Below are 20,766 nucleotides of genomic sequence, written 5' to 3'. Positions count from 1 at the left end.
ATTCCCGAAGGGAATCTGCTTCATCAACATAGCCCATTGAGCGGTCTACGTTCCCACCCATCGCAAGAGACAACGGCGAGATGGATGGGGCACCCGAACAGTCTTCGCCCTATTTCAAATCAACCGTCTTGGTGAGGTCGAGCGCGGCCGAAGACCCGCCAACACGCAACGTGTACTCGCCCGGAAGCAGCTTCCAGGCATCACTCGGCTCATCGTATACGGAGAGATACTTTGGATCGATGGCAACCGAGACGGTCTTGCTCTCACCAGCCTTCAACGCAACGCGGCTCCATCCCACCAGGCGCTTCGGCGGTTCGCCGGAACCTGCGGGAAGGGAAGCGTAGACCTGCGCGATCTCGATGCCGTCGCGGCTGCCCGTGTTCTTCACGGTGAACTTCACGGAAGGCTCGCCCCCCTTCTTTACCTCAAGTCCCGAGTACGCATACGTCGTGTACGAGAGTCCGAAGCCGAAGGGGAAGAGCACGGGCTTCTTCTCCTCGTCGTACCACTTGTAGCCGACCTTCAGGCCCTCGTCGTAGTGAACGGAGAACGTCGGCTTTGCCGTTCCGGACTTCATCACAGCCTCACGGCCCTGCGCTCCCGGAGGAGGCACGACGAGCTGCGGATGCGGCAGGTCAGCTTCTGACACGGGGAAGGTCATCGGCAGCTTGGCGCTCGGGTTCACGTCGCCGAAGAGGATGTTTGCGACGGCATCCGCTCCCTTGCTGCCTGCGTACCAGGCTTCGACGATACCGGCCACACTGTCCTTCCACGGCATCGTCACGGCTGTGCCCGTCTCCAGCACGACGATGGTCTTCGGATTCGCTGCTGCAACGGCGTCGATCAGCTTGTCCTGATTGTCCTCAAGCGAGAGGTTCGGAAGGTCCATCCCCTCGCTCGTCCACTGATACGCAAAGACGATGGCAATGTCAGATCTCTTCGCCAGCGCAGCAGCCGCGGCAACATCTTCCCCCGAGGCGTACTTCGCTGTGATCGTCTTACCCTTCGCCGCGATCGCCTTCAGCGGCGATGTCGGGAACCAGACATGCTCCTGCCAATGCGGCGGCGTGCGTCCAGGAGGGTCCACCTGTGCCGAGCCGCCGCCCGAGATCATGCCCATGTCCGCATTCTTGCCGATGACGGCGATCGTCTGCGTCTTCGCGGCATCGAGCGGAAGCACGCCGCCTGCGTTCTTTAGCAGAACCGTGCTGCTCTCCGCGATCTTCCGTGAGGTGGCCCATCCACCTTCAATGTCTGGGACGCTCTTCTTCACTGGATAATCGACGATGCCGCTCAGGAACTCGCTACGAAGGATGCGGTGGACATGCTCGTCGAGTGCGGCCTGCGAGATCGTTCCGGCCTGCACCGCTTCCTTGAACTTCGGCCCAAAGAACTCGTCCAGCGGCTCTTCGTTGTCGAGACCAGCTTCGGATGCCTTGATGGTGCTGTGCGTCCCACCCCAGTCCGAGAGTACGAAGCCGGGAAACTTCCAGTCCTTCTTCAGCACATCGGTCAACAGATACTTGTTCTCGCACGCAAAGTCGCCATTCACCGCGTTGTAGCTGCACATCACCGCTCCGGGATTGCCGATCTTGATCCCGATCTCGAAGGCCAGCAGATCGCTCTCACGCATCGCTCGCTTGCTGATGATGGAGTCGACCTCGTTACGGCCGCTCTCCTGGTCGTTGACGGCGTAGTGCTTGATGTCGCCGATGACGTGCTGCGCCTGCTCGCACTTGATGCGGTTGCCGACCAGCGTTCCAGCGAGTACCGGGTCTTCGCCCATGTACTCGAAGGTGCGACCATTGCGCGGATCGCGCGTGACGTTGGTGCCGCCGCCGAGGGTCATGTTGTAGCCCTGGTTACGAAGCTCGCGGCCGATCAGGGCGCCGTAGTCGCAGGCCGCCTGGGGATCCCAGCTTGCAGCCGAACCAAGATTAGACGGCAGCGCGGTCGAATAGCGGCCATTCTCTCCGCTGCTGCGCACGCCGTAGGCTGCGTCGCTCATCTGGATCAGAGGAATCCCGAGCCGCTCCACGCCTAAGACAAAACCGGCTCCGCCATTGCTCAGATACTCGTAGGGCGACTTTGGCCCCGGCCATCCCGGCATCGAGTTGCCATGCAGAAGCGCGATCTTCTCATCCAGCGTCATCTGCTTCAGCACCAGGTCCGCGCGCTCGTCAGGAGAGAGCGCCGTATTCATCCAGGGACGGTCCTTCACCAAAGGTCCAGCGCCAGGCATATCGCCGCCGTGCAGGACGTGCTGTGCCAGTGATGCTGAGGCGGCCATCACGACCGATACAAGGGCGATCCCTGAAAATAGACTCTTGATCTGCGGGAGCATGGACTGGTTTCTCCGGTATTCGAACGATTCGGGATTCATCGCTACAGACAGCGAGGCTCGGGCCGGGCGGTTGTAGACCCGCTTCCTAGCACTCAAAAAAATACCTGCTAAAACGGTTTAAGTCACGGCAGCAAGCTTGAGTCACGGCATTTCGCTAGGTTCGCAGAACTTCCGGTGCGCGTGCGCTCGCACTTCTCTTGCCCGCGCCGACAGGCAGGCGTAGCCTCAAAAGGGTATGAGTGAAACCTGTCACCGTTGCGGCGGCGATCTTCCGGATGTCCATGCTGCCAGCGAGGGCAGGTCCGCCTTCTGTCCGCACTGCGGCGCGCCGCAGCTGCTCCTGTCCGATTACTCCGAGCCGCTTTCGACGGGGGTCGAATCGGTCGACGCTTCAGGCGCGGCCTCGACCGGTACACTACCACCGCCGCGGCCCAATCGGATTGACTGGCCGATGGCACTTCGTGGGGCCATCTTCGTCTCGGTTGTCGCCGCCGCGCTGAGCGTGCTCGCTGCCGGATTACCGGATTTTACGGCGATCGGGTCCGTATGGGTGGTCAGCGCGTCGCTCACCACCTTGGCGCTCTACCAGCGCCGCCGGCCACTGGCGGCGATGAATGCCAGCGTGGGTGCGAGGATCGGCCTCCTGGTCGGCATCATGCTGGTCTTTATCCTGGCTGCGACTCTCTCCGCCGGTCTTTGCATAGCCCGCTTCAGCCTGCGGATCATGGGCAGCTTCGACACGAAACTCGCTCTTGCGATGAAGGCGCAGGTCGATCAGCTTGCTGCGACCCGTCCGGTTCCTCCGGAGAGCCTCTCGTTGATCAACTCGCTCCAGTTCCGCACGGCATGGCTTCTGAGCACGTTTTCGCTGATCCTCTTCGCGATTCTGGTCATCTCGATCTTTGGCGGTGCCGTGGGTGGCTTACTACGCACCCGGCGCTTCGGCGGAAAGGCCTGACGCTGGCCCTTACCTGCTATCATTTGGCGAGCCTTTTATGAGCGAAATCACCGAAGAGATCAAGTCGAAACCCAAGCCAAACCTCCGCGAAAAGGGCCGTCTCATGTCGGCCTCCGAGATTGAACGCACGCTCGTTCGTCTCGCCCACGAGATCGTCGAAAAGAACAACGGATCGGCCAATGTCGGCCTGGTTGGCATCAAGCGCCGCGGCATCCCGCTGGCCCAGCGCATCGGAGCGATGATCGCCAAGATCGAGAAGCAGCCGGTCGACATCGGCACCCTCGACATCAGCTTCTACCGCGACGACCTGTCCACCGCCGGTCCGCGCCCCGTCGTCAATCCGGGCGATATCGGCTTCGACGTAACCGGCCGCGACATCGTCCTGATGGACGACGTGCTCTACACCGGGCGCACTATCCGGGCAGCGCTCGACGCGCTCTTCGATCACGGCCGCCCCAAGAGCGTCCAGCTTCTCGTCCTCATCGACCGTGGCCATCGCGAACTGCCCATCCAGGCGACGTTCACTGGCCGCACAGTCCCGACTTCCAAGCGCGAGATCATCGAGGTCAAACTCAACGAAGTCGACGGCCAGGAGCAGGTTCTGCTGGTCGAACTTGTCGATCCCGCCTAACCGACACTGAGAACTGGCAACTGACAACTGAGAACACACTCCCCGCGCACCACCCCGGCTCGCTGCTCAGCGTCAACCACCTCTCCATTCCCGATGTAAGCGAGATCCTCGCCGCCACGGCGCGTATCGAGGCCATGCCCGCGCCCGAACGTGCGAAGCTCCTGGCCGGCCGCCGCGTCGCTCTGCTCTTTTACGAGTCCAGCACGCGCACTCGAACCTCCTTCGAGCTTGCCGCAAAGTCGCTCGGCGCGACGACGACGCTGGTCAGCGATAAGTCCTCCTCCATCGAAAAGGGCGAGTCGCTCAAGGACACCGGCATCACCCTCCGTGCGCTGGGTGCGGAGGCCATCATCCTTCGTCACAACGCCAGCGGAGCTCCTGACCTGCTTGCTCGCATGACCGGCCTGCCCGTATTGAACGCCGGCGATGGCATGCATGAACATCCCTCGCAAGCTCTACTCGACTTCCGCACGATGCTCACCAGGCTCGGCCTTGATGCTGCATCGGCAAGCGAGACCTGCCTTAAGGGGGTCACGGTCGTTATCACCGGCGACATCCGCCACAGCCGCGTCGCGCGCTCGAATGCGATGCTGCTGCCGCGCCTCGGAGCCCGCGTTATTCTCTGCGGGCCGGAACCTCTGCTGCCCAGGGAGGCCCTAAGCCTCCATCCTGCTATCGAGATCGAACGCGACCTCGACCGAGCGCTCTCACAGGCAAGCGTTGCGATGATGCTCCGAATTCAGAAGGAACGCCTTGCTGGCCTGTCGCTCGATCTTGCTGCCTATATCGAAGGCTATCAACTGACGGAGGCCCGCATCGCCGCTCACGCTCCGAATGTGCTCGTCATGCACCCCGGTCCGATGATCCGCGGCCTTGAGATTCAGAGCGAGGTTGCCGACGGTCCCAACTCTGCCATCGAAGAGCAGGTGCGCCACGGCCTCGCAATTCGGACGGCCCTGCTCGTGCGAGCGCTGGGAGTAAACGCATGACCGACCTCCTTATCCGCAACGCCCACGTTATCGATCCAGCAACCTCGCTTGACGCGCAAAAGGATGTTCTCGTTCGCGAAGGCCGCATCTCTGCCATCGAACATCCCGGCGCGTTCACGACGCTCGAGATCAAAGACACGATCGACGCGGCCGGTCTGGCCCTCGCGCCGGGCTTCATCGATGTCCACGTCCATCTCCGCGAGCCCGGTCAGACCTGGAAAGAGACCATCGCGACCGGCACCCGTGCCGCCGCCGCCGGCGGCTACACCACAGTCGTCGCCATGCCGAACACCGTCCCGGTCAACGACACGGTCGAGTCCCTGACCTGGATGCTTGCGCCCGAGCGCAACTCCGCGATCAACCTCCTCGCCATGCCCGCCGCCACGCAAGGCTCTCTGGGCGAACACCTTACGCACTACGAGGCTCTGGCCATGGGCGGTGCCGTAGGCTTCACCGATGACGGCAAGCCCATCCTTGATGACCACGTCATGCGCGCCGCCTTGGTCACCGCCGCGCGGATGGGACTTCCGGTCTCGCAGCACGCCGAGGACACGCGCCTGACCGGCGGATGCAGCATGCACGCTGGCCCGGTCGCCTTCCGTCTCGGCCTGCGCGGCATGACGGTCGAGGCCGAATCGAACATCGTCGAACGCGACATCGCTCTCCTCCGCGAGATCGAGAGCGATGAAGGACTCCGCCCGCATCTCCACGTCCAGCACGTCTCGACCGCCAAAGCGCTGGCGGCGATTCGCCAGGCCAAGCAGCAGGGCCTGCACGTCACCTGCGAGGCCGCACCCCATCACTTCACGCTGACCGACGATGCTCTCGAGGGCTACAACACCAACGCGAAGATGAACCCGCCTCTTCGCGCCGAGACCGACCGCCTTGCCGTCATCGAGGCGATCCTCGACGGCACCGTCGACTGCATCGCAACCGACCACGCCCCCCACGCGGCCCACGAGAAAGAGGTCGAGTTCGAGCGTGCCCCGAACGGTATCACCGGCATCGAGACGGCGCTCGGACTTGCGCTGCGCGTCCTCCACCGCCAACACGGCCTGCCCGTGGCACACATCGTCGCATTGATGAGCAACAACCCCGCAAAGATCATCCATCTGAAAGATCGCGGCAGCCTGAAGGCAGGGAACTACGCGGACATCGTTCTCTTCGACCCAGCCGCCGAGTGGACCTTCGCAGCGGCGCAGTCGCTCTCGAAGTCAAAGAACACTCCGTTCGATCAAGCCCCGATGTTAGGACGAGTCCACGCGACGATCAGCGAAGGCCGTGTCGTCCATCGCCACGGTACCGCTCGGTGAACTCCGCCGAACGTGTAGCCTCAAGCCGAGCAACAGACGAGGGCGAACGCAAGCTGATCGCTGACATCAAGAGATCCGGCGTCCACATCTTGCATATCTTCGACGCGGAAGGAGAAGAGCCGGAGTTCTCCTATTCCGTCGGGCTTTGGCATACAAGGAACCACCCCGAGGTGCTGATCTACGGACTGAAGTCCGACCTGCGGCAATCTGTCATCAACTACATCAAGAATGAAACTAAGCTCGGTAGATCGTTTCGCGATGGCGAGAGCGCGGAAGGTGTTCTGCCTGGCTTCACGGTCTATTTTCAAGCTCTTCCTCTCGATCAATACAAGGAGCACTTAGGTTGGGCAGAATGGTTCTACGACGGCACTGAATTTCCCGCAGTTCAGATGCTTTGGCCGAACACCTCGGGTGTCTATCCTTGGGATGACGCGGCGGACGACTATCTGCGGTGGGTACAGCCAATTCTGACGGGCCTTCCCCCATCGGCCGAACTAAAGCCAAAACGTCGCCACCACTAGCCAACCCGCCGCCATCTTTCCCACTCTATTCAGGAGCAAGTAGGAGAGTGGCCATGAATAACGACACCATCAAGGGAACGCTGCAGAAGATCGGCGGTCGCATTGAGGAGTCAGCCGGAGTCCTTGTGAACGATCCGGCCCTGAAGAACGCCGGTAAGGAAGACCAACTCAAAGGCAAAGCCCGCGAAGCCTGGGGCAACGTGAAAGATGCTGCCGAGACCTCGTCGACCGCGCCCGCTCCGCGAAATACGACGCCGAAGCGAAATCTGCGGAGGCTGCGGCCTTCGAACGCGACCACGAAGTAGAAGTTAGGCGCTAGGACTTCGTTCAGGTCCACTGAGAGCGGGCCGGCGTCGAAGCTGGCCCGTATTTCTTTGTCCACACTTTACCGCAACCTCCTGCGCGGCTCGCCGTCTATAGACTCATGCACCGCTCTCTGCCGCAAGGCCTGCGCTTCGCATCTGCCGCTCTTTTCCTGCTGCCTGCCGTTCTGGCCGCGCAATCCGATAAGCCTGTCCTCGTCAAGCCCACGGATACGCCTGAGCCCACGACCACCATCACTGCCGAGTCGCGCCTCGTGAACATTCCTGTCATCGTGCGCGACAACAAGGGCGCCCTCGTGCAGAACCTGACCAAGGCCGACTTCAGCTTACAGGTCGACGGCAAGCCCCAGACCATCCGCTACTTCGACCTCGACAACAACCTGCCACTTACGCTCGGCCTGCTGGTCGACACCAGCGAGAGCCAGCGCAACGCGCTCGACGACGAACGCTCCGCCAGCTCCGCCTTCCTCGACCAGATGCTCACCGGCAAGCAGGACCAGGCCTTCGTCATCCAGTTCGCCCGCTCTGTGGAACTGCTACAGGAGCTGACCAACTCCCGCGCTAAGCTACAGGCTGGCCTGAAGGAACTGGACACTCAGACCGCTTCCCCATCCGATACCGACAACACCGGCGACTCCGCCCCCGACAAGAACGGCCGCACTCATCGTGCCCGTGGCGGGACCACGCTGTACGACGCCGTATTTCTCGCCTCAGACGAGATCATGTCGAAGCAGAAGGGCCGCAAGGCGCTCATCGTGCTGACCGACGGCGTCGACCGAGGCTCGAAGGAGCGCTTGACCGACGCCATCGAGGCCACCCAGCGCGCCGACACCATCGTCTACGCTGTTTACTTCAAGGGCGAAGCCCCGCAGCACGACTCTTACAATGACAGCAATCGCGGCGGCGGATTTCCCCGCGGTGGTGGCTATCCTGGTGGGGGATATCCGGGCGGTGGCTATCCCGGCGGCGGCGGCGGACGTCGCGGCGGCGGCCCCAGCAACGAGCCCGACCAGCGAGCCGACGGCAAGAAGACGCTCGAACGCATCGTCCACGAGACCGGGGGACGTCTCTTCGAGGTAAGCAAGAAGCAGCCTGTCACCGACATCTACGCCGAGATCGGCAAGGAGCTCCGCGCCCAGTACCGCCTCGGCTACACGCCGGATAAGGACGCCAGCGAAGACGGCTACCACCGTATCGATCTCGCGCTGACAAGCTCTGATAAGAAGAAGTGGGTCGTCCAGACTCGCGATGGTTACTACACGGGCAAGTAGCCCTCTCAAAACGTCATTCTGAACGCAGTGAAGAATCCCCGCATTCTCTTCTAAACCCATGAAACCTATGGCTCCACGGAAGAAATACGGGGATTCTTCGGCTACGCCTCAGAATGACGTTTTGTTGTTGAGTATGGCAAGTTGGCGGATTTGCCCTAAGCCAGAATCCCTGTCTTCTTCGCGACGCTTACAAAGACGTCCAGCGCCTGGTCGATCTGCTCCCGCGTGTGCTCGCTGGTCATGATCGTCCGAACGCGCGCCCGGCCCTCGGGCACGGTCGGGAACGCGATCCCGGTAGCCATCACACCCGCTTCGAACAGCGCCTTTGAGTACTCCATCGTCTTGCGGCCATCTCCGATGATGATCGGTGTAATCGGTGTCTCGCTCTTCGGTGTGCTCACGCCGCCCACGTCGAAACCCGCGTCCGTCAGTTGTTGCTTGAAGTACGCCGTATTCGACCATAGCCGCTCGATCCGCTCGGGCTCGTTCTCGAGGATGTCGAAGGCGGCTATGCAGCTTGCCGCAACGCTCGGCGGATGCGACGTCGAGAACAGAAACGGCCGCGCCCGGTGATAGAGATAGTCGATCAGGTCGCGGCTGCCGCAGACGTATCCGCCCAGCGATCCAATCGCCTTCGACAGCGTGCCGACCTGCACATCCACGCGCCCATGCGCTCCAAAGTGGTCCACCGATCCGCGTCCGTTGCGCCCCAACACGCCGCTGGCATGGGCGTCGTCGACCATCATGATCGCGCCGTACTTCTCTGCCAGATCAGCCAGTTTGTCGACCGGCCCGATGTCGCCGTCCATGGAGAAGACGCCGTCGGTGATGATGAGCTTGCGCCCCGGCTCGTTCTGGATCTCGCGCAGCAACTCCTCAGCATGGGCGACATCCTTGTGGCGGAAGACCTTAATCTTTGCCCGCGAAAGCCTTGCGCCGTCGATGATGCTCGCGTGGTTCAGCTCGTCCGAGAGGATGAAATCTTCCTTGCCCAGGATCGACGAGACCGTCCCCGCATTCGCGGTGAATCCCGATTGAAAGACCACGCATGCCTCGACGTTTTTGAAGGCGGCGATCTTCTCCTCAAGCTCCATGTGGATACGCATCGTCCCGGCGATCGTCCGCACCGCGCCCGAGCCCGCACCGAACTTCCGGGTCGCCGCAATCGCTGCTTCTTTTAGCTTCGGGTGCTCGCACAGGCCGAGGTAGTTATTCGAGGCAAGGTTGATCACACGCTTGCCATCGTAGCTGCACACCGGCCCTTGTTCGTCATCCAGCACGCGCAGCTTGAAGTAGGTTCCGCCCTGCTTCAGCGCGTCCATCTGCGCGGTCAGGTGGGCCAGTTGCTGCCGCTTTACAGCAGGCGTTGTCACGGGTTCGAAGGTCGTCGTCATAGATGAAATCGTAAACCTTTTGCGACGCAGGCGGTTGCGCAGGGCAGGTTCTGCATCCTAAGGAGTGTCGTGAAGGGTCGAACCATGTGGACTCGACCCGCAGCCCGGCTGGAACACTGGCCGGCAAACCGTCATCCGACACAAAGATGGTCTAGATGGTCTATTTGCGCCATCCACTTCAACAAACAAAAGAACTGAACGAGGCTCGAACGATGAACTCACCCTTTGTATCCCTGCGTTACACCCGCTCCATCGCGGCCCTGGCCGTCGCTCTCACGCTTGTCGCCGGTTGTAAATCGAAACAGGATGCCGCACTCGATCAGGCCAAGCAGCAGGCCAACGCAACCGGCCAGGCCCAGCAAGTCGTCTCCACCGACAAGAACGGCAACGTGAGCACTACCGTTGTCCAGCCGCTGCAGCAGGGCCAGACGACGCAGGCGGTCACCACGACCGTGACGCCAGCCGCATCGGTAGCCGCGACTCCTTCAAGCCAGTCCGTGCCTTCGGGAACGGCGGCCGCCCCCGTCGCGCAAACGGCACCCGTGGCCAACCCGGCAACTGAGCCGGTGATCAGTCCCGCTGACGTCCACGTGCAGGCCGGAACGCCGCTTGCCATCCGCATCAATCAGCACATCAGCGTGAAGACAACCCGCGCCGGCGATCGCTTCACCGGCGAGGTCGAAGAGCCGGTCGTTGACGCAAACAATCGCGTCATCATTCCTCGTGGAGTTCCAGTCGAAGGCATCGTCGATGAGTCTCATCGCCGCGGCCACTTCAAGGGCCGCTCCATTCTCGAACTGCGGTTGACCACGCTCACTCTCAACGGCACACAGTACGCTCTCGACACGCATGACCTAACCCGCACAAAGAAGGGCAAGGGCAAGCGTTCGGCAGCCTTCATCGGCGGCGGCGCGGGCCTGGGTATGCTCGTCGGTGGAGTAGCCACGGGCGGAGTCGGCTTGCTTGTCGGCGGACTTGCTGGTGCGGGCACGGGAACAGCCATCGGCGGCCTGACCGGCAACCGCGATATCGAGATTCCTGCCGAGTCCGTCGTTCGATTCAAGCTGGCGGACGATCTGGTAGTGCAGGGGCGATAGCTCTTCCAGCCCCGACGACAAACCTTCGATACTCGAGCGCCTGCGTCTCTCAGGCGCTTAGAGTCTTCGAGGTCTTGTTATCGCTGACGCGAGCGTAAACGCCCAGGACTGCAAGACGAACCGCGTCCGTGTGCCGCTGAAAGCAGAGATGGAAGATGTAGGCAACCAGCATGGCGCTTGCATCGATCGCGACCACCATAGCAAGGTGTGCCGGCGACTTGGTCCACTGTCGCCAGGGTTGGTCGGTGCACGCACACAAGAAAACAATGATCGGCAGATGTACGAGATAAAGCGGGTAAGAGAGGTCGGAGAGTAGGCCGGCAAATCTCGGATACAGCCCCTGCCGCGCCGGTCTGATTCGATTCACCATCGCATAAAGCAGCACGCTGAAGTAGACCGCCATGCACATCTGTGAGAGGCGAACGTCGAGTGGAAATCGCCGAATCAGAATCATCACAGGAACTAACAAGGCGCTAAGGCTCGTCACCATCCACCAGGATGTGCGTTCAGTCAGCTTGAGCGGCAACAAGGCAATCGCTGCACCGAATAGCCATGGAAGAAATAGAACTGCTATATCCCCCTTTACAAAAAAGAGGATCGCCGTAAACATCAACGCAGAGAAGACCCGAGCGATCATGGTGCTCGAACGCCAGCAGACATAGATCAACAAAGGGAAGAGCAGGTAATACCAAAACTCGTTCGTCAAACTCCACAAGGCGATATTTGTGCCGGGAACAGGCACGAGGATCTTCTGCAGAAAAAATATATTGCCGATGACGATGTGGGGTGCCAGCGTGCTGATGAGGTGGGCTCTAACTTCGCTTTGAGCAGCCGGCCCTCGATAGATGCTCGCTGGATCCGTAAACAACTTAAGCCCAAGAATATCGATAACGATGGTCAGGGCGAGGGCCGGCAGCAGCACCACCCACAACCTCGCCAACCTCTTCGACAGATAGTCTTTCCAGGACCACCGGTCCCGCTGGAAGGAGCGCAGCACACTTCCACCAACCAGATATCCGCTCAACACGAAGAAGATCATCACGGCTTCGTTGCCCATCGAAATCTGATTACGATGAGGTTTCGGAGAAGCGGCCGGCCCGGAGACGGTCGTCGAGGTAGAAGTTTCGGTGTTGTTGAGAGAGGAAAAAAAAAGGTCCCGCGAGTGCCCGAGCATGACGACAATTGCCGCTGCCCCTCGAACCATATCCATGTGGACGGATCCTTCGGAGCGCTTCTCAGAGATGCTGGGAGGCATGGGCGAAGTATAACATTCGGGTTTCCGAAGGCTTCAGCCCCTTGTAATGGTTACAGAGAGCTGCTGAGCGATTGCGAGACTCTCTCGATCGCTTCCATGACCACCGCATCCTCTTCACCTGCACCCTGTAGCCACGTAATCTCCGCATCCCTCCGAAACCACGTCCCTTGCCGCTTTGCGTAGTTCCGATGTCCCTGCTGAGCCTTTGCGACTGCTTCATCGCGCGTCATCTCACCGCGCAGCACAGCGACAGCCTCGGCGTAGCCGAGCGATCCCAGCGGTCGGCACTCATAGCTGTAGCGCTCGACCAGGCGTTCCGTCTCTTCCACAAGACCGCGCTCGAACATCTCCGCTGCCCGCTGGTTGATGCGTTCGTAGAGCCGTTCTCGCCCCGGATCAAGCCCCAGCCGCAGAATCCGATATCCCGTCAAAGCGTCGCGGCCCTGTTCCCACATCTCGGTCATCGGCTGCTTCGCCGCCATGCTCACCTCGATGGCGCGCACGACCTTTGAGACATCGTTCGCGTGAATGAGATTCGCCGCGGCCGGATCTAGGGCAGCCAACCGTGCATGCAGCGATTCCGCTCCATGTTCTTCGGCGTGGCGACGCAATTCAGCGCGAAGCTCGGGCTGGCGCGGCGGAGCAGGGAAGAGACCATCGATCAGCGCCCGCAGATACAGCCCCGTTCCGCCAGCCACGATCGGCAGTTTGCCGCGCTCCGTGATGCCGGCGATCGCCGCGCGAGCCCCCCGGCTGTAGTCGCCCGCCGTGCAGGACGCGTCCGGCGAGACGACATCGATCATGTGATGCGGAACCCTCGCTCTATCTTCAAACGAAGGCTTAGCCGTTCCGATCTCCATCTCGCGATACACCGCCACCGAGTCGCAACTGACGATCTCGCCGTTGAACTCCTCGGCCAGCCGGATAGCCAGGCCACTCTTGCCGCTGGCAGTTGCTCCAACAATCACGATCAGCGAGCTCTCTACCAAAAGCGCCACCATCCGGGAGTAAAGACGCGATGCCCGCCCGCCCGCGCGACCGCAAAGACGACCGCCGCAACCGCGAGCCAGACCAGCCCGCGAATCTGCCGGACGCGCTCGCGGCCCTCCTGCTCGCGCCTTTCAACCTCAGTGCGCGGCTTCAAGCTACCTCTGTTCCTTGTTCACCAGGTAATGCACGCGCAACTCCAGCTTCGGTCCGTGGAACTGGCTGGGCAGAGGAGGGAACTGGCCTACGCCGGTGATTGATCCCCAGCAAGACTTGTTGATCGCGTCGTCGTGGGTCGAGCCTTCGAGCGCCATCCCGCCAATTCGCCCATCGGGCAGAATGATGAACCGGATCTGCGTCTCACCCTGCTTGTTCAGCGGCGGCCGCGCCTCTTCGGGGATCAGCGGCAGCCAGGTCTCGTAGATCTCGCGCATGATCTTCTGTAGGTAGGGGTTGAAGTCCACGCCCTCGGTGTCGGAGAGGATATCGACGCCGGTCCCCAGCCCACGATGTTCGCCCGGTCCATTCGTTCCGCCGCCCATCGTCAGGCCGCCATTGCCTCTCGGGGCTCGTGTCGCCTGCTGCACCATGTCGTGGGCGCTGGTGTTCGGATTGCCAAAGTTCGGCCTGGTTGGAGTCACGGACGGAGTTGGAGCGGAAGGAAGCGCCGCCGTCTGCGCCGGCGGAGGTTGTGGCAGTGGCGACTGCTGCACCACAGGCGGCGGAGCCGTCGCCTGTGGCGACTGCCGAGGCTGCGCCTGGGGCTGCTCCTGCTGGGTGGGAGCCGGGGGTGTGGGAGACTGCGGAGCCGACGGTCCAGCAGGGGCTGACTGCTTCGGCATGGGCTTCAGCTTCGGCGGGTTGTTGATCGCCCTCTGCACCTCTGGCGGAATCGTCAGGCTCGTCAGTTTCCGGTCTTTGGACTCACCGGTGGGAACGATAAACTCCGGCGTGCGCGGAAAGACGCGCGGCGCGAAGATGATGACGGCGATAACCGCCATCCAGAAAAGAAAGGAGATGTAGATCGATTCGCGGAATCGCGCCTTGGATCGTTCATCGTCGAGCGTCTCCAGCAGGTGGACGAGGTCGCTATGGTCCAGTTCGCCAAAGCGTCCCGCTCTTACCTTCCCTGCGGGACGGTTCTCCTCCTGTTGGCTGGGAGAGGGAGGGGCAGGGTTTGGCGGCGTCTCTAGGGTTGGCATGTCTATGTCTGTCTGACGAGGCGGAGATACGTAAAGTTACTCAGGCGTCGGATTTACGGTTCTCACAAAATGTTCGAATCTACTTATTTTCTCATCTTTGGCGGAAATGCAGGGGTAGGGTTCAGGGTTTAGCGTGTAGCAAGTCGATGCAGGGGTTACACCCTACACCCTGAACCCTATACCCTGTCCTCTGTGCCTCTTTCCTTCCATCCCGATACCCGCGCCGCCGTGTTGACGATCAGTGACCGCTGCTCCCGTGGCGAGCAGGTCGACCTATCCGGCCCCACCGTCGCCGATCTGCTTGATGACGCTGGAGTTGCACTCATCGTGGCAGAGACGCTGCCGGACGAGATCGACCAGATTGCCGCCGCCCTGCGCCGCTATGCCGGCGATTGCAACCTGATCGTCACCACGGGAGGAACGGGCCTTGCGCCGCGTGATGTTACCCCCGAAGCCACCCGGATGGTCTGCGACCGCCTCATTGAGGGCCTTGCCGAGCTAATGCGCACCGACGGTCTGCGCCACAGTCCGTTCGCTCCGCTCAGCCGGGCGGTCTGTGGGGCCTTCGGTTCGACGTTGATTGTCAACCTTCCCGGAAGCCCTTCCGGGGCCCAAACCTCGCTCGCCGCTGTGCTTCCGTTGTTGCCGCATGCGCTCGATCTCCTGGCAGGCCGGACAGGCCACGCACCCGAGAAGTCTTCAAGTCACGCGGCGTTGACTTCCGAACTCCCACATGAAGGTAAGATTGACGGATACAAGTGAAGATCGCTCCTGCATCACTCTTTCATAAATGGAACGCCTGGATGCTTCTCGTCCTCAAGCCGCTAGGCGTCTGGGGCGTCTGTGCGCTGGCTATCGTTGACTCCTGCTCCATCCCCATGCCGATCGACGCCATCGTCATCGGCTATGTCGCATCGGACCACGCCAAGTTCGTCATCTACGCGTTCATGGCAGGTCTGGGCTCGGCCATCGGATCGCTGGTGCCCTATTACATCGGCCGCGCAGGCGGCGAGCTCTTCCTTCTGAAGAGGGTCAATCGCGAGCGCTACGAGAAGCTCCGCGACCGTTTCGAGAAGCAGGAGTTTCTCGCCATTATGGTTCCCGCCATGATGCCTCCGCCCATGCCGGTCAAGCTCTTCGAGTTCGCTGCCGGGGTCTTCGAGATGAAGCCAGTCTGGTTCTTCTCCGCCATCTTTCTCGGCAAGTTCTTCCGCTTCCTGCTTTGGGCGGCGATCACGGTCTTCTACGGCCCGGCCATCGTGCAGACGATCGGCCACGCCTTCCATGAGCATCTGGGTCTGATCCTCGCGGGCATCGGAGCGATCATTGTCCTCATTGCTCTGTTCGTAACGCGGAAGATCTTCGATCGCCGGAACGGGACACCGCTACCGATCGAAGATGCGGATCGCCCCGCTTAGCACCGATCGGCAACCTTGCCGAAGGCGCGTTCGTGGTAGGCTATCGCCATCAAAGCCTCCCGCAAGGGCAATCTTTACAGGGCGTTCCTGCGTTCCCTAGTAGACTTGTGAAACGAATTCGTTCCGCAGTCACTAAACCTAGGGATTTCGAACGCAATGGGCCAGAACAGCAACCGGGACAATCAGTCAGGTTCACCAGTTGGCACTCTCGACTCCGTTCGTCTGGATTCGTGGAAGGAGATCGCCTCCTACCTGCATCGCGATGCGCGGACCGTTCGGCGCTGGGAGCGGGAGCGGCGCCTCCCGGTACATCGCGTACCAGGCGGAGAGCGTAGCGGCGTCTTCGCCTACGTCGACGAGCTCGACCGCTGGCTGCGCGCCTCCGACGCAGTGCCGGTAGAGAGTCCTACGGTTTCCTCTGGCGTTGAGTCTGTCGTCGAAGAGAGTTCTTCGGTAGCCAGTGATTCACTGGTGCTTGATTCATCGTCTGGCCCCAAGCTTCCGGGGCCGATTGTCAAGGCGTTGAAAGAGGACCAAGTCGAGTCCGCTACCCCGGTCTACGCCTCGGGAGCGACCTCTCCCTCTTCGAAAGAGGACCCTGGCAGCTTCTCCAACCTGCTTCCCTCAAGTTCCTTTCGCGAGCGCAGATCACCACCCCAAGCCCAGCCGGTAGAGAAGCCTCGATGGGCTCTCTACGGCATGACACTCCTGCTGGTTGCTTCCGTCATCGCTGGTGCGAGCTTCGCCGTAGTTCACTACCGGAGATTTCATCAACCCGGTCGGGAGGTAGCGCGATCCAATCCCGAGGCGCAGGAACTCTACCTCCGCGGACGATACTTCTGGAACCTGCGAACCGAGAGCGGCCTCAACCAGGCCATTGATCTCTTCACTCAATCCATCGTGAACGATCCTCAATATGCTCCGGCGTACGCGGGACTCGCGGACTCCTATCTTCTGCTGCGCCAGTATGGCCACATGACGGACGCTGAAGCTTATCCAAGAGCCCTGGCTGCTGCAAGACAGGCCGTCTTGCTCGATCCCTCTTCGCCCGACGCGCACCGGTCGATCGCGTTCGTCCTGCGGTTCTGGAACTGGGACATGGCCGCTGCGGAGAAGGAATATCTTCGCGCCATCGAGCTTGACCCAAACAACTCTCAGTCCCACCACTGGTATGCGACGGCGCTCTTCTCCGCAGGACGGCTGAAGGAGGCTCTCGCGCAGATCGATCTGGCCCGGACACTGGAGCCGCAATCGGTGTCGGTCCTCGCCGATCGTGGCTTGATCCTGAGCTCCGAAGATCCGGAGCGTGGCGCGGAGGCGCTGAGACAAGTCGCCCAGAGTCAACCTGAGTTTGCCTCGGCTCACACTTACTTGGCGAGGGTCTATCTCAATCTGGGGGACTACTCAAAGTTCCTTTCCGAGTCTCGAATGACCGCGACGCTGTCCAGCGACTCAAACAAAGTCGCGATCCTTGACCAGGCGCGCAAAGATCTCGAGACGCGCGGACCGGTCTTTATGTTGCGCAATCTGGCTTTGAGCTATGCTCCGCTCGCGGACAGCGGACATGCGTCCGCCTATTCCGTTGCTCAACTGTTTGGCGTTGCAGGCGACGCCGGCCACGCCATCCATTATCTTCAGATGGCCTGTGACCGTCGCGACCCTGGATTCCTTACCTTGCAGACCGACCCGGCATTCCGCCAGGTCCGGACTACGCCGGGTTATCTCGCCCTCCTGGCTCGCAAAGACTCGATGCCGATTGCGCGTCTCGATCAACCGGCCCCGTTCTAGATCACGGGGACTCCTTCCCCAAAGACTCTTCCCAATCCCGCAAAGAATGCGTGAAACGTTTGGCTGCCCTGCGCCACTACTTTCTGACGCCGACCTGAGCTGCACTCGGCCACCGGACGAGTGGAAGAGAGCCTCAATCCCCTCCCGGTGATATCAGGGCTCCCTTCAAGACTGGTGGAGGGGGATCAATTCATCTCGGGGACTGGAGTGGAATGGCGATGGAACTGGTGGAGATCCTCGGGGAGCTGGCAGTCGTCGGATTGATTGCCCTGCGGCTGGTATGGTCAACCGATCGTCGCCCGGCGGACTCAACCCTCGCAAACTCCTCGAACAATTCCGCGGTCCAGGCGAAGTGCGGGAGTTGTATATGAGCGTCGCCCAGACCATCCCGATCGTCACTCCCCCGGTCTCAGGCTCGTGGAACCAATCACATACGCCCGGCGTGAAGCCAGCCGCCGACAGCCCGAGACGGCCTGCGATGCTATCCTTGAAGCCTCTTCAAAGGATGGGATCAGTCTTGCAATTTCATGCCTTCGATGCAGACTACCTGGAGAGTCTTCGTGCCGGAGATCTCCAGACGCAAGAGCATTTCGTCTGCTATTTCACAGAGCTGTTGCACCTGAAGCTTCGCTCGCGCCTGCGTTCTCCGCAGGCCATAGAAGACGTGCGCCAGGAGACCTTTGCACGCGTCCTGTTAGCGATCCGTAAGGAAGGTTCGCTGCGACAGCCCGACCGTCTCGGCCCCTTTGTCAACACCGTCTGTAACAACGTTTTGTTAGAGCACTATCGTCAAACGGCGCGCAGCGACTCTCTCGATGATGAGGGATCTCCCGAACCAGTTGCGCCCGGCGGCAGCGTCCTCGACGCTGTCCAAACGAAACAAATTGGAGAACAGGTTCTCAAGGTTCTCGAAGATTTGGGCGACCACGATCGCTCCCTGCTGAAGGCTGTCTTTCTCGACGAGCGCGATCGCGACGATGTCTGCCGCGAGTTTGGCGTGGATCGCGACTATCTCCGAGTCCTGCTGCATCGGGCCAAGCACGTCTTCAAGGCGGCTTACCTGAAGAAGAACGGAAACCGGCTGCCCTTTGGGCCGGCTACGGGTGAAGCATGATGTTTATGTCGGAGGCAGTGCGAATAGAAGGATGGTTGATTCCGGGTGGGTGGAGCGCCGAGAGTGCAGCCAGGAAAGCAGGAAATATGGATCACCGTGAAGCAATAGAAACCATGGCGTCGGAGCGGTATCTCCTGGGCGAACTTAGCCCGGAGCAGCGCGACGCTTATGAAGAACATCTCTTCGACTGTACCGAGTGCGCCGGCGACGCAATACTCGGCGCGACCTTCGTCGACCACGCAAAGGCAATTCTTCCCACCATGCAGGCGTCGCGTACGCCCGCGCGCGGCTCCGCTGTCGCGAAGACCGAGCCCGTGAAGCGCGACTGGTTCGCGTGGCTGCGTCCCGCGCTGATGGTGCCGGTATTTGCTTGCCTGGTCGGTGTCATCGCGTACCAGAACTTGGTCACTTATCCCGCGCTCGAAGTGGCCGCGAACGAACCTCAGATTCTGCCCTCCCCAACCGTGCTTCACGGCGACACGCGCAGCGCTCTTCCGGTCGTTCATGCGGATCTGGTGCAGGGAAGCACTGTCCTCGTCGAAGTTCCCGAAGGCGCTGGCTACACGGCCTGGAAGTTTGACTTCTACAACTCCGCGGGCAAGCTCATCTGGACCCGTACCGTTGCGGTCTCTAGCCCAGCGCAGGATACCCAGACGATCTGGCTGCCCGGCCACATCAAGCAGGACACCTATAAGCTCGCCGTCTCCGGGGTAAACTCGACCGGCGAAGTGGTTCCCGTCCAACAACATTTCTTTGATCTGCAAGTCAAGAAGTAACGGTATGATCCAGTCCTGAGCTCGCGAGGAAAACACCAAATGTCTGATTCGGCCATCGTCAATGGGGTCAAGCGCACGCACTATCATCACGCCGAAGCGAAGGCCCTCCACGGAGACTTCCTTCTCCCTTTGAAGCACGTCATCGAGCCGCAGGCGTTCGCCGCGCTCGAACAAAGCGGTGGTTACCTCTCGCAGCACGCTCTGCCCTTTCGCTCCGAAGGCGTCGTCTCGTACCGTGCCGCGCATACGCAGGTGGCCGGCAACAAGGACGTCAAGGACGGACACGGCTGGAGCACGGTAAGCACCTCGGTCGTCGAGGGATTGAACATTCTGGAAGTGATCACCGCCGATCGCGTCGTTGCCCAGGTCTTCGCCGAGTATCCGCTCGAAGGCTACGTCCCCGCGATCTCGTTCCTTGGCACGCGCTTCGAGAACCTGCGCATCGGTGGCGTGCCGGTAGACGTGAAGCTGGACATCGATGTCTTTGGCAAGAAGCCCAAGGGCGATCTGCACTACACCAAGGACGAGGGATTCATGGGCCGCGTCATGAAGCAGACTCAGCATCTCCTCTCCAGCGATGAGCTTCCGGAGGTCACTCGCGAGCGCTACGGACGATACAATCAGGGCGCAGTGGTAGATGGAGACACCGAGACCGTTGAATGTTCGCTGGTAAACCAGATCGAGGGGAGCTTTCCGGGAACGACTTACGGACACGCACTGTACGTTCCCCACTTCGGGACGATTCACCTTGCGACAGTGAAGATGCTGCACCACGACTTCGTGAACGGAGTTCCCCACAAGACGACGGTCGAGTTGACGATGGTCGACGCGACACTGGGCTGCATTGGCCATGGAAGCGCGTCGGCAGCATCGGCAAAGACGAACGGCATCACGGACCCGTAACAGTCGCTGGCGGAGTCGGAAGTCGAAGGCTGCGCTCCGCCTTCATTGCTTTTCTATCGCTCCTATTTCTCCTGCCGCTCTCCGATGTCCCGCTGGTGGACGCTCAGGCGTCTTTCGACCGTGCGCAGTGGGCCTTTCTGCATGGCTATTTAGAGACTGCGCAACTCGAAGCCGAGACTGGATACATAAGGTTTCTCTTCTCTCAACCGGTCTGGGGGCGAAAGTTTCAGCTCCTTCAGGCTAACGCAATGTTACGGCGCGGGCTCTATGCGGAGCTATTGAAGCCGCTTGCCGACGACCGGATTCCCTGGGTTGATGCCGATGATAGGGTTCAGCGGCTGGCACTTGAGACTAGTTCACTGACTCGTCTGCACCGACTCTCCGAGGCAGGTGTGAAGCTTCAAGAAGCACTGCGACTCTGCGACGTAACGGGTTCAAGCCAGTGTGGCACGGTCTTTCGCTCGGAAGGCCTCTTTGAATTG

General features: G+C 60.9%; 20 protein-coding genes. 14 read left to right on the top strand and 6 right to left on the bottom strand.

Annotated features, from left to right (window positions below):
* Nucleotides 1-109: 109 nt before the first annotated feature.
* Nucleotides 110-2,344 (bottom strand): beta-glucosidase, encoded by a 2,235-nt coding sequence (locus OHL18_RS01510; protein WP_263373069.1) that lies wholly within the window; start codon nucleotides 2,342-2,344, stop codon nucleotides 110-112.
* Nucleotides 2,345-2,579: 235 nt separating this feature from the next.
* Here OHL18_RS01510 and OHL18_RS01505 point away from each other — a divergent pair, with 235 nt between their 5' ends.
* The 7 genes from OHL18_RS01505 (at nucleotide 2,580) to OHL18_RS01475 (ending at nucleotide 8,350) form a co-directional block, all read left to right on the top strand.
* A complete protein-coding gene (locus tag OHL18_RS01505) occupies nucleotides 2,580-3,302 on the top strand; it encodes a hypothetical protein (RefSeq protein WP_263373068.1) in 723 nt (240 codons plus the stop codon).
* 37 nt (nucleotides 3,303-3,339) lie between these two features.
* Nucleotides 3,340-3,933: a bifunctional pyr operon transcriptional regulator/uracil phosphoribosyltransferase PyrR gene (gene pyrR / locus OHL18_RS01500; protein WP_263373067.1), complete on the top strand. Its 594-nt coding sequence runs from the start codon at nucleotides 3,340-3,342 to the stop codon at nucleotides 3,931-3,933.
* Nucleotides 3,934-3,953: 20 nt separating this feature from the next.
* On the top strand, nucleotides 3,954-4,922 hold the full coding sequence (locus tag OHL18_RS01495) for an aspartate carbamoyltransferase catalytic subunit (protein ID WP_263374568.1): 969 nt from the start codon (nucleotides 3,954-3,956) through the stop codon (nucleotides 4,920-4,922).
* Nucleotides 4,919-6,235: a dihydroorotase gene (locus OHL18_RS01490; protein ID WP_263373066.1), complete on the top strand. Its 1,317-nt coding sequence runs from the start codon at nucleotides 4,919-4,921 to the stop codon at nucleotides 6,233-6,235. The genes OHL18_RS01495 and OHL18_RS01490 overlap by 4 nt, the downstream gene beginning before the upstream one ends.
* Nucleotides 6,232-6,756 carry a DUF4262 domain-containing protein gene (locus OHL18_RS01485; protein WP_263373065.1) on the top strand — a complete coding sequence of 175 codons (525 nt, stop codon included), beginning with the start codon at nucleotides 6,232-6,234 and terminating at the stop codon, nucleotides 6,754-6,756. The genes OHL18_RS01490 and OHL18_RS01485 overlap by 4 nt, the downstream gene beginning before the upstream one ends.
* Nucleotides 6,757-6,809: 53 nt before the next feature.
* Nucleotides 6,810-7,061, top strand: a complete 252-nt coding sequence (locus OHL18_RS01480) for a CsbD family protein (protein WP_263373064.1) — start codon at nucleotides 6,810-6,812, stop codon at nucleotides 7,059-7,061.
* A gap of 119 nt (nucleotides 7,062-7,180) precedes the next feature.
* Complete coding sequence (locus OHL18_RS01475) at nucleotides 7,181-8,350, top strand: VWA domain-containing protein (protein WP_263373063.1); 1,170 nt, start codon at nucleotides 7,181-7,183, stop codon at nucleotides 8,348-8,350.
* Nucleotides 8,351-8,505: 155 nt separating this feature from the next.
* On the opposite strand, the gene OHL18_RS01470 is transcribed toward OHL18_RS01475, so the two are convergent.
* Entirely contained in the window at nucleotides 8,506-9,744 is a 1,239-nt protein-coding gene (locus tag OHL18_RS01470; protein ID WP_263373062.1) for a glycine C-acetyltransferase, read from the bottom strand.
* Nucleotides 9,745-9,956: 212 nt separating this feature from the next.
* On the opposite strand from OHL18_RS01470, the gene OHL18_RS01465 reads away from it, so the two are divergent.
* Nucleotides 9,957-10,841, top strand: coding sequence for a hypothetical protein (locus OHL18_RS01465; RefSeq protein ID WP_263373061.1), 885 nt, complete (start codon nucleotides 9,957-9,959; stop codon nucleotides 10,839-10,841).
* A 49-nt stretch (nucleotides 10,842-10,890) separates the two neighbouring features.
* On the opposite strand, the gene OHL18_RS01460 is transcribed toward OHL18_RS01465, so the two are convergent.
* From OHL18_RS01460 to OHL18_RS01445, 4 genes are all read right to left on the bottom strand, one after another.
* Nucleotides 10,891-12,045, bottom strand: a complete 1,155-nt coding sequence (locus OHL18_RS01460) for an acyltransferase family protein (RefSeq protein WP_263374567.1) — start codon at nucleotides 12,043-12,045, stop codon at nucleotides 10,891-10,893.
* Nucleotides 12,046-12,146: 101 nt separating this feature from the next.
* The gene (miaA, locus tag OHL18_RS01455; RefSeq protein WP_263373060.1) at nucleotides 12,147-13,085 is read right to left on the bottom strand and encodes a tRNA (adenosine(37)-N6)-dimethylallyltransferase MiaA; all 939 of its coding nucleotides are present in this window, start codon (nucleotides 13,083-13,085) and stop codon (nucleotides 12,147-12,149) included.
* Nucleotides 13,079-13,240 (bottom strand): hypothetical protein, encoded by a 162-nt coding sequence (locus OHL18_RS01450; RefSeq protein WP_263373059.1) that lies wholly within the window; start codon nucleotides 13,238-13,240, stop codon nucleotides 13,079-13,081. Before OHL18_RS01450 ends, miaA begins: the two co-directional genes overlap by 7 nt.
* A gap of 1 nt (nucleotide 13,241) precedes the next feature.
* Nucleotides 13,242-14,285 (bottom strand): TonB C-terminal domain-containing protein, encoded by a 1,044-nt coding sequence (locus OHL18_RS01445; protein ID WP_263373058.1) that lies wholly within the window; start codon nucleotides 14,283-14,285, stop codon nucleotides 13,242-13,244.
* Between the two features lie 192 nt (nucleotides 14,286-14,477).
* On the opposite strand from OHL18_RS01445, the gene OHL18_RS01440 reads away from it, so the two are divergent.
* From OHL18_RS01440 to OHL18_RS01415, 6 genes are all read left to right on the top strand, one after another.
* On the top strand, nucleotides 14,478-15,047 hold the full coding sequence (locus OHL18_RS01440) for a MogA/MoaB family molybdenum cofactor biosynthesis protein (protein ID WP_263373057.1): 570 nt from the start codon (nucleotides 14,478-14,480) through the stop codon (nucleotides 15,045-15,047).
* 41 nt (nucleotides 15,048-15,088) lie between these two features.
* The gene (locus OHL18_RS01435; RefSeq protein WP_263373056.1) at nucleotides 15,089-15,703 is read left to right on the top strand and encodes a YqaA family protein; all 615 of its coding nucleotides are present in this window, start codon (nucleotides 15,089-15,091) and stop codon (nucleotides 15,701-15,703) included.
* Nucleotides 15,704-15,859: 156 nt separating this feature from the next.
* Nucleotides 15,860-17,491, top strand: a complete 1,632-nt coding sequence (locus OHL18_RS01430; protein ID WP_263373055.1) for a tetratricopeptide repeat protein — start codon at nucleotides 15,860-15,862, stop codon at nucleotides 17,489-17,491.
* 367 nt (nucleotides 17,492-17,858) lie between these two features.
* Nucleotides 17,859-18,605, top strand: a complete 747-nt coding sequence (locus OHL18_RS01425; RefSeq protein WP_263373054.1) for an RNA polymerase sigma factor — start codon at nucleotides 17,859-17,861, stop codon at nucleotides 18,603-18,605.
* An 86-nt stretch (nucleotides 18,606-18,691) separates the two neighbouring features.
* Nucleotides 18,692-19,381, top strand: a complete 690-nt coding sequence (locus OHL18_RS01420; protein WP_263373053.1) for an anti-sigma factor family protein — start codon at nucleotides 18,692-18,694, stop codon at nucleotides 19,379-19,381.
* Nucleotides 19,382-19,420: 39 nt separating this feature from the next.
* Nucleotides 19,421-20,284 carry a choice-of-anchor P family protein gene (locus tag OHL18_RS01415; RefSeq protein ID WP_263373052.1) on the top strand — a complete coding sequence of 288 codons (864 nt, stop codon included), beginning with the start codon at nucleotides 19,421-19,423 and terminating at the stop codon, nucleotides 20,282-20,284.
* The last annotated feature ends 482 nt before the right edge of the window (nucleotides 20,285-20,766 follow it).

The organism is Granulicella aggregans (assembly GCF_025685565.1).
GTDB lineage: Bacteria > Acidobacteriota > Terriglobia > Terriglobales > Acidobacteriaceae > Edaphobacter > Edaphobacter aggregans_B.
Note: the sequence above shows the minus strand (reverse complement) of the source record. Positions and strands in the feature narration are given on the sequence as shown.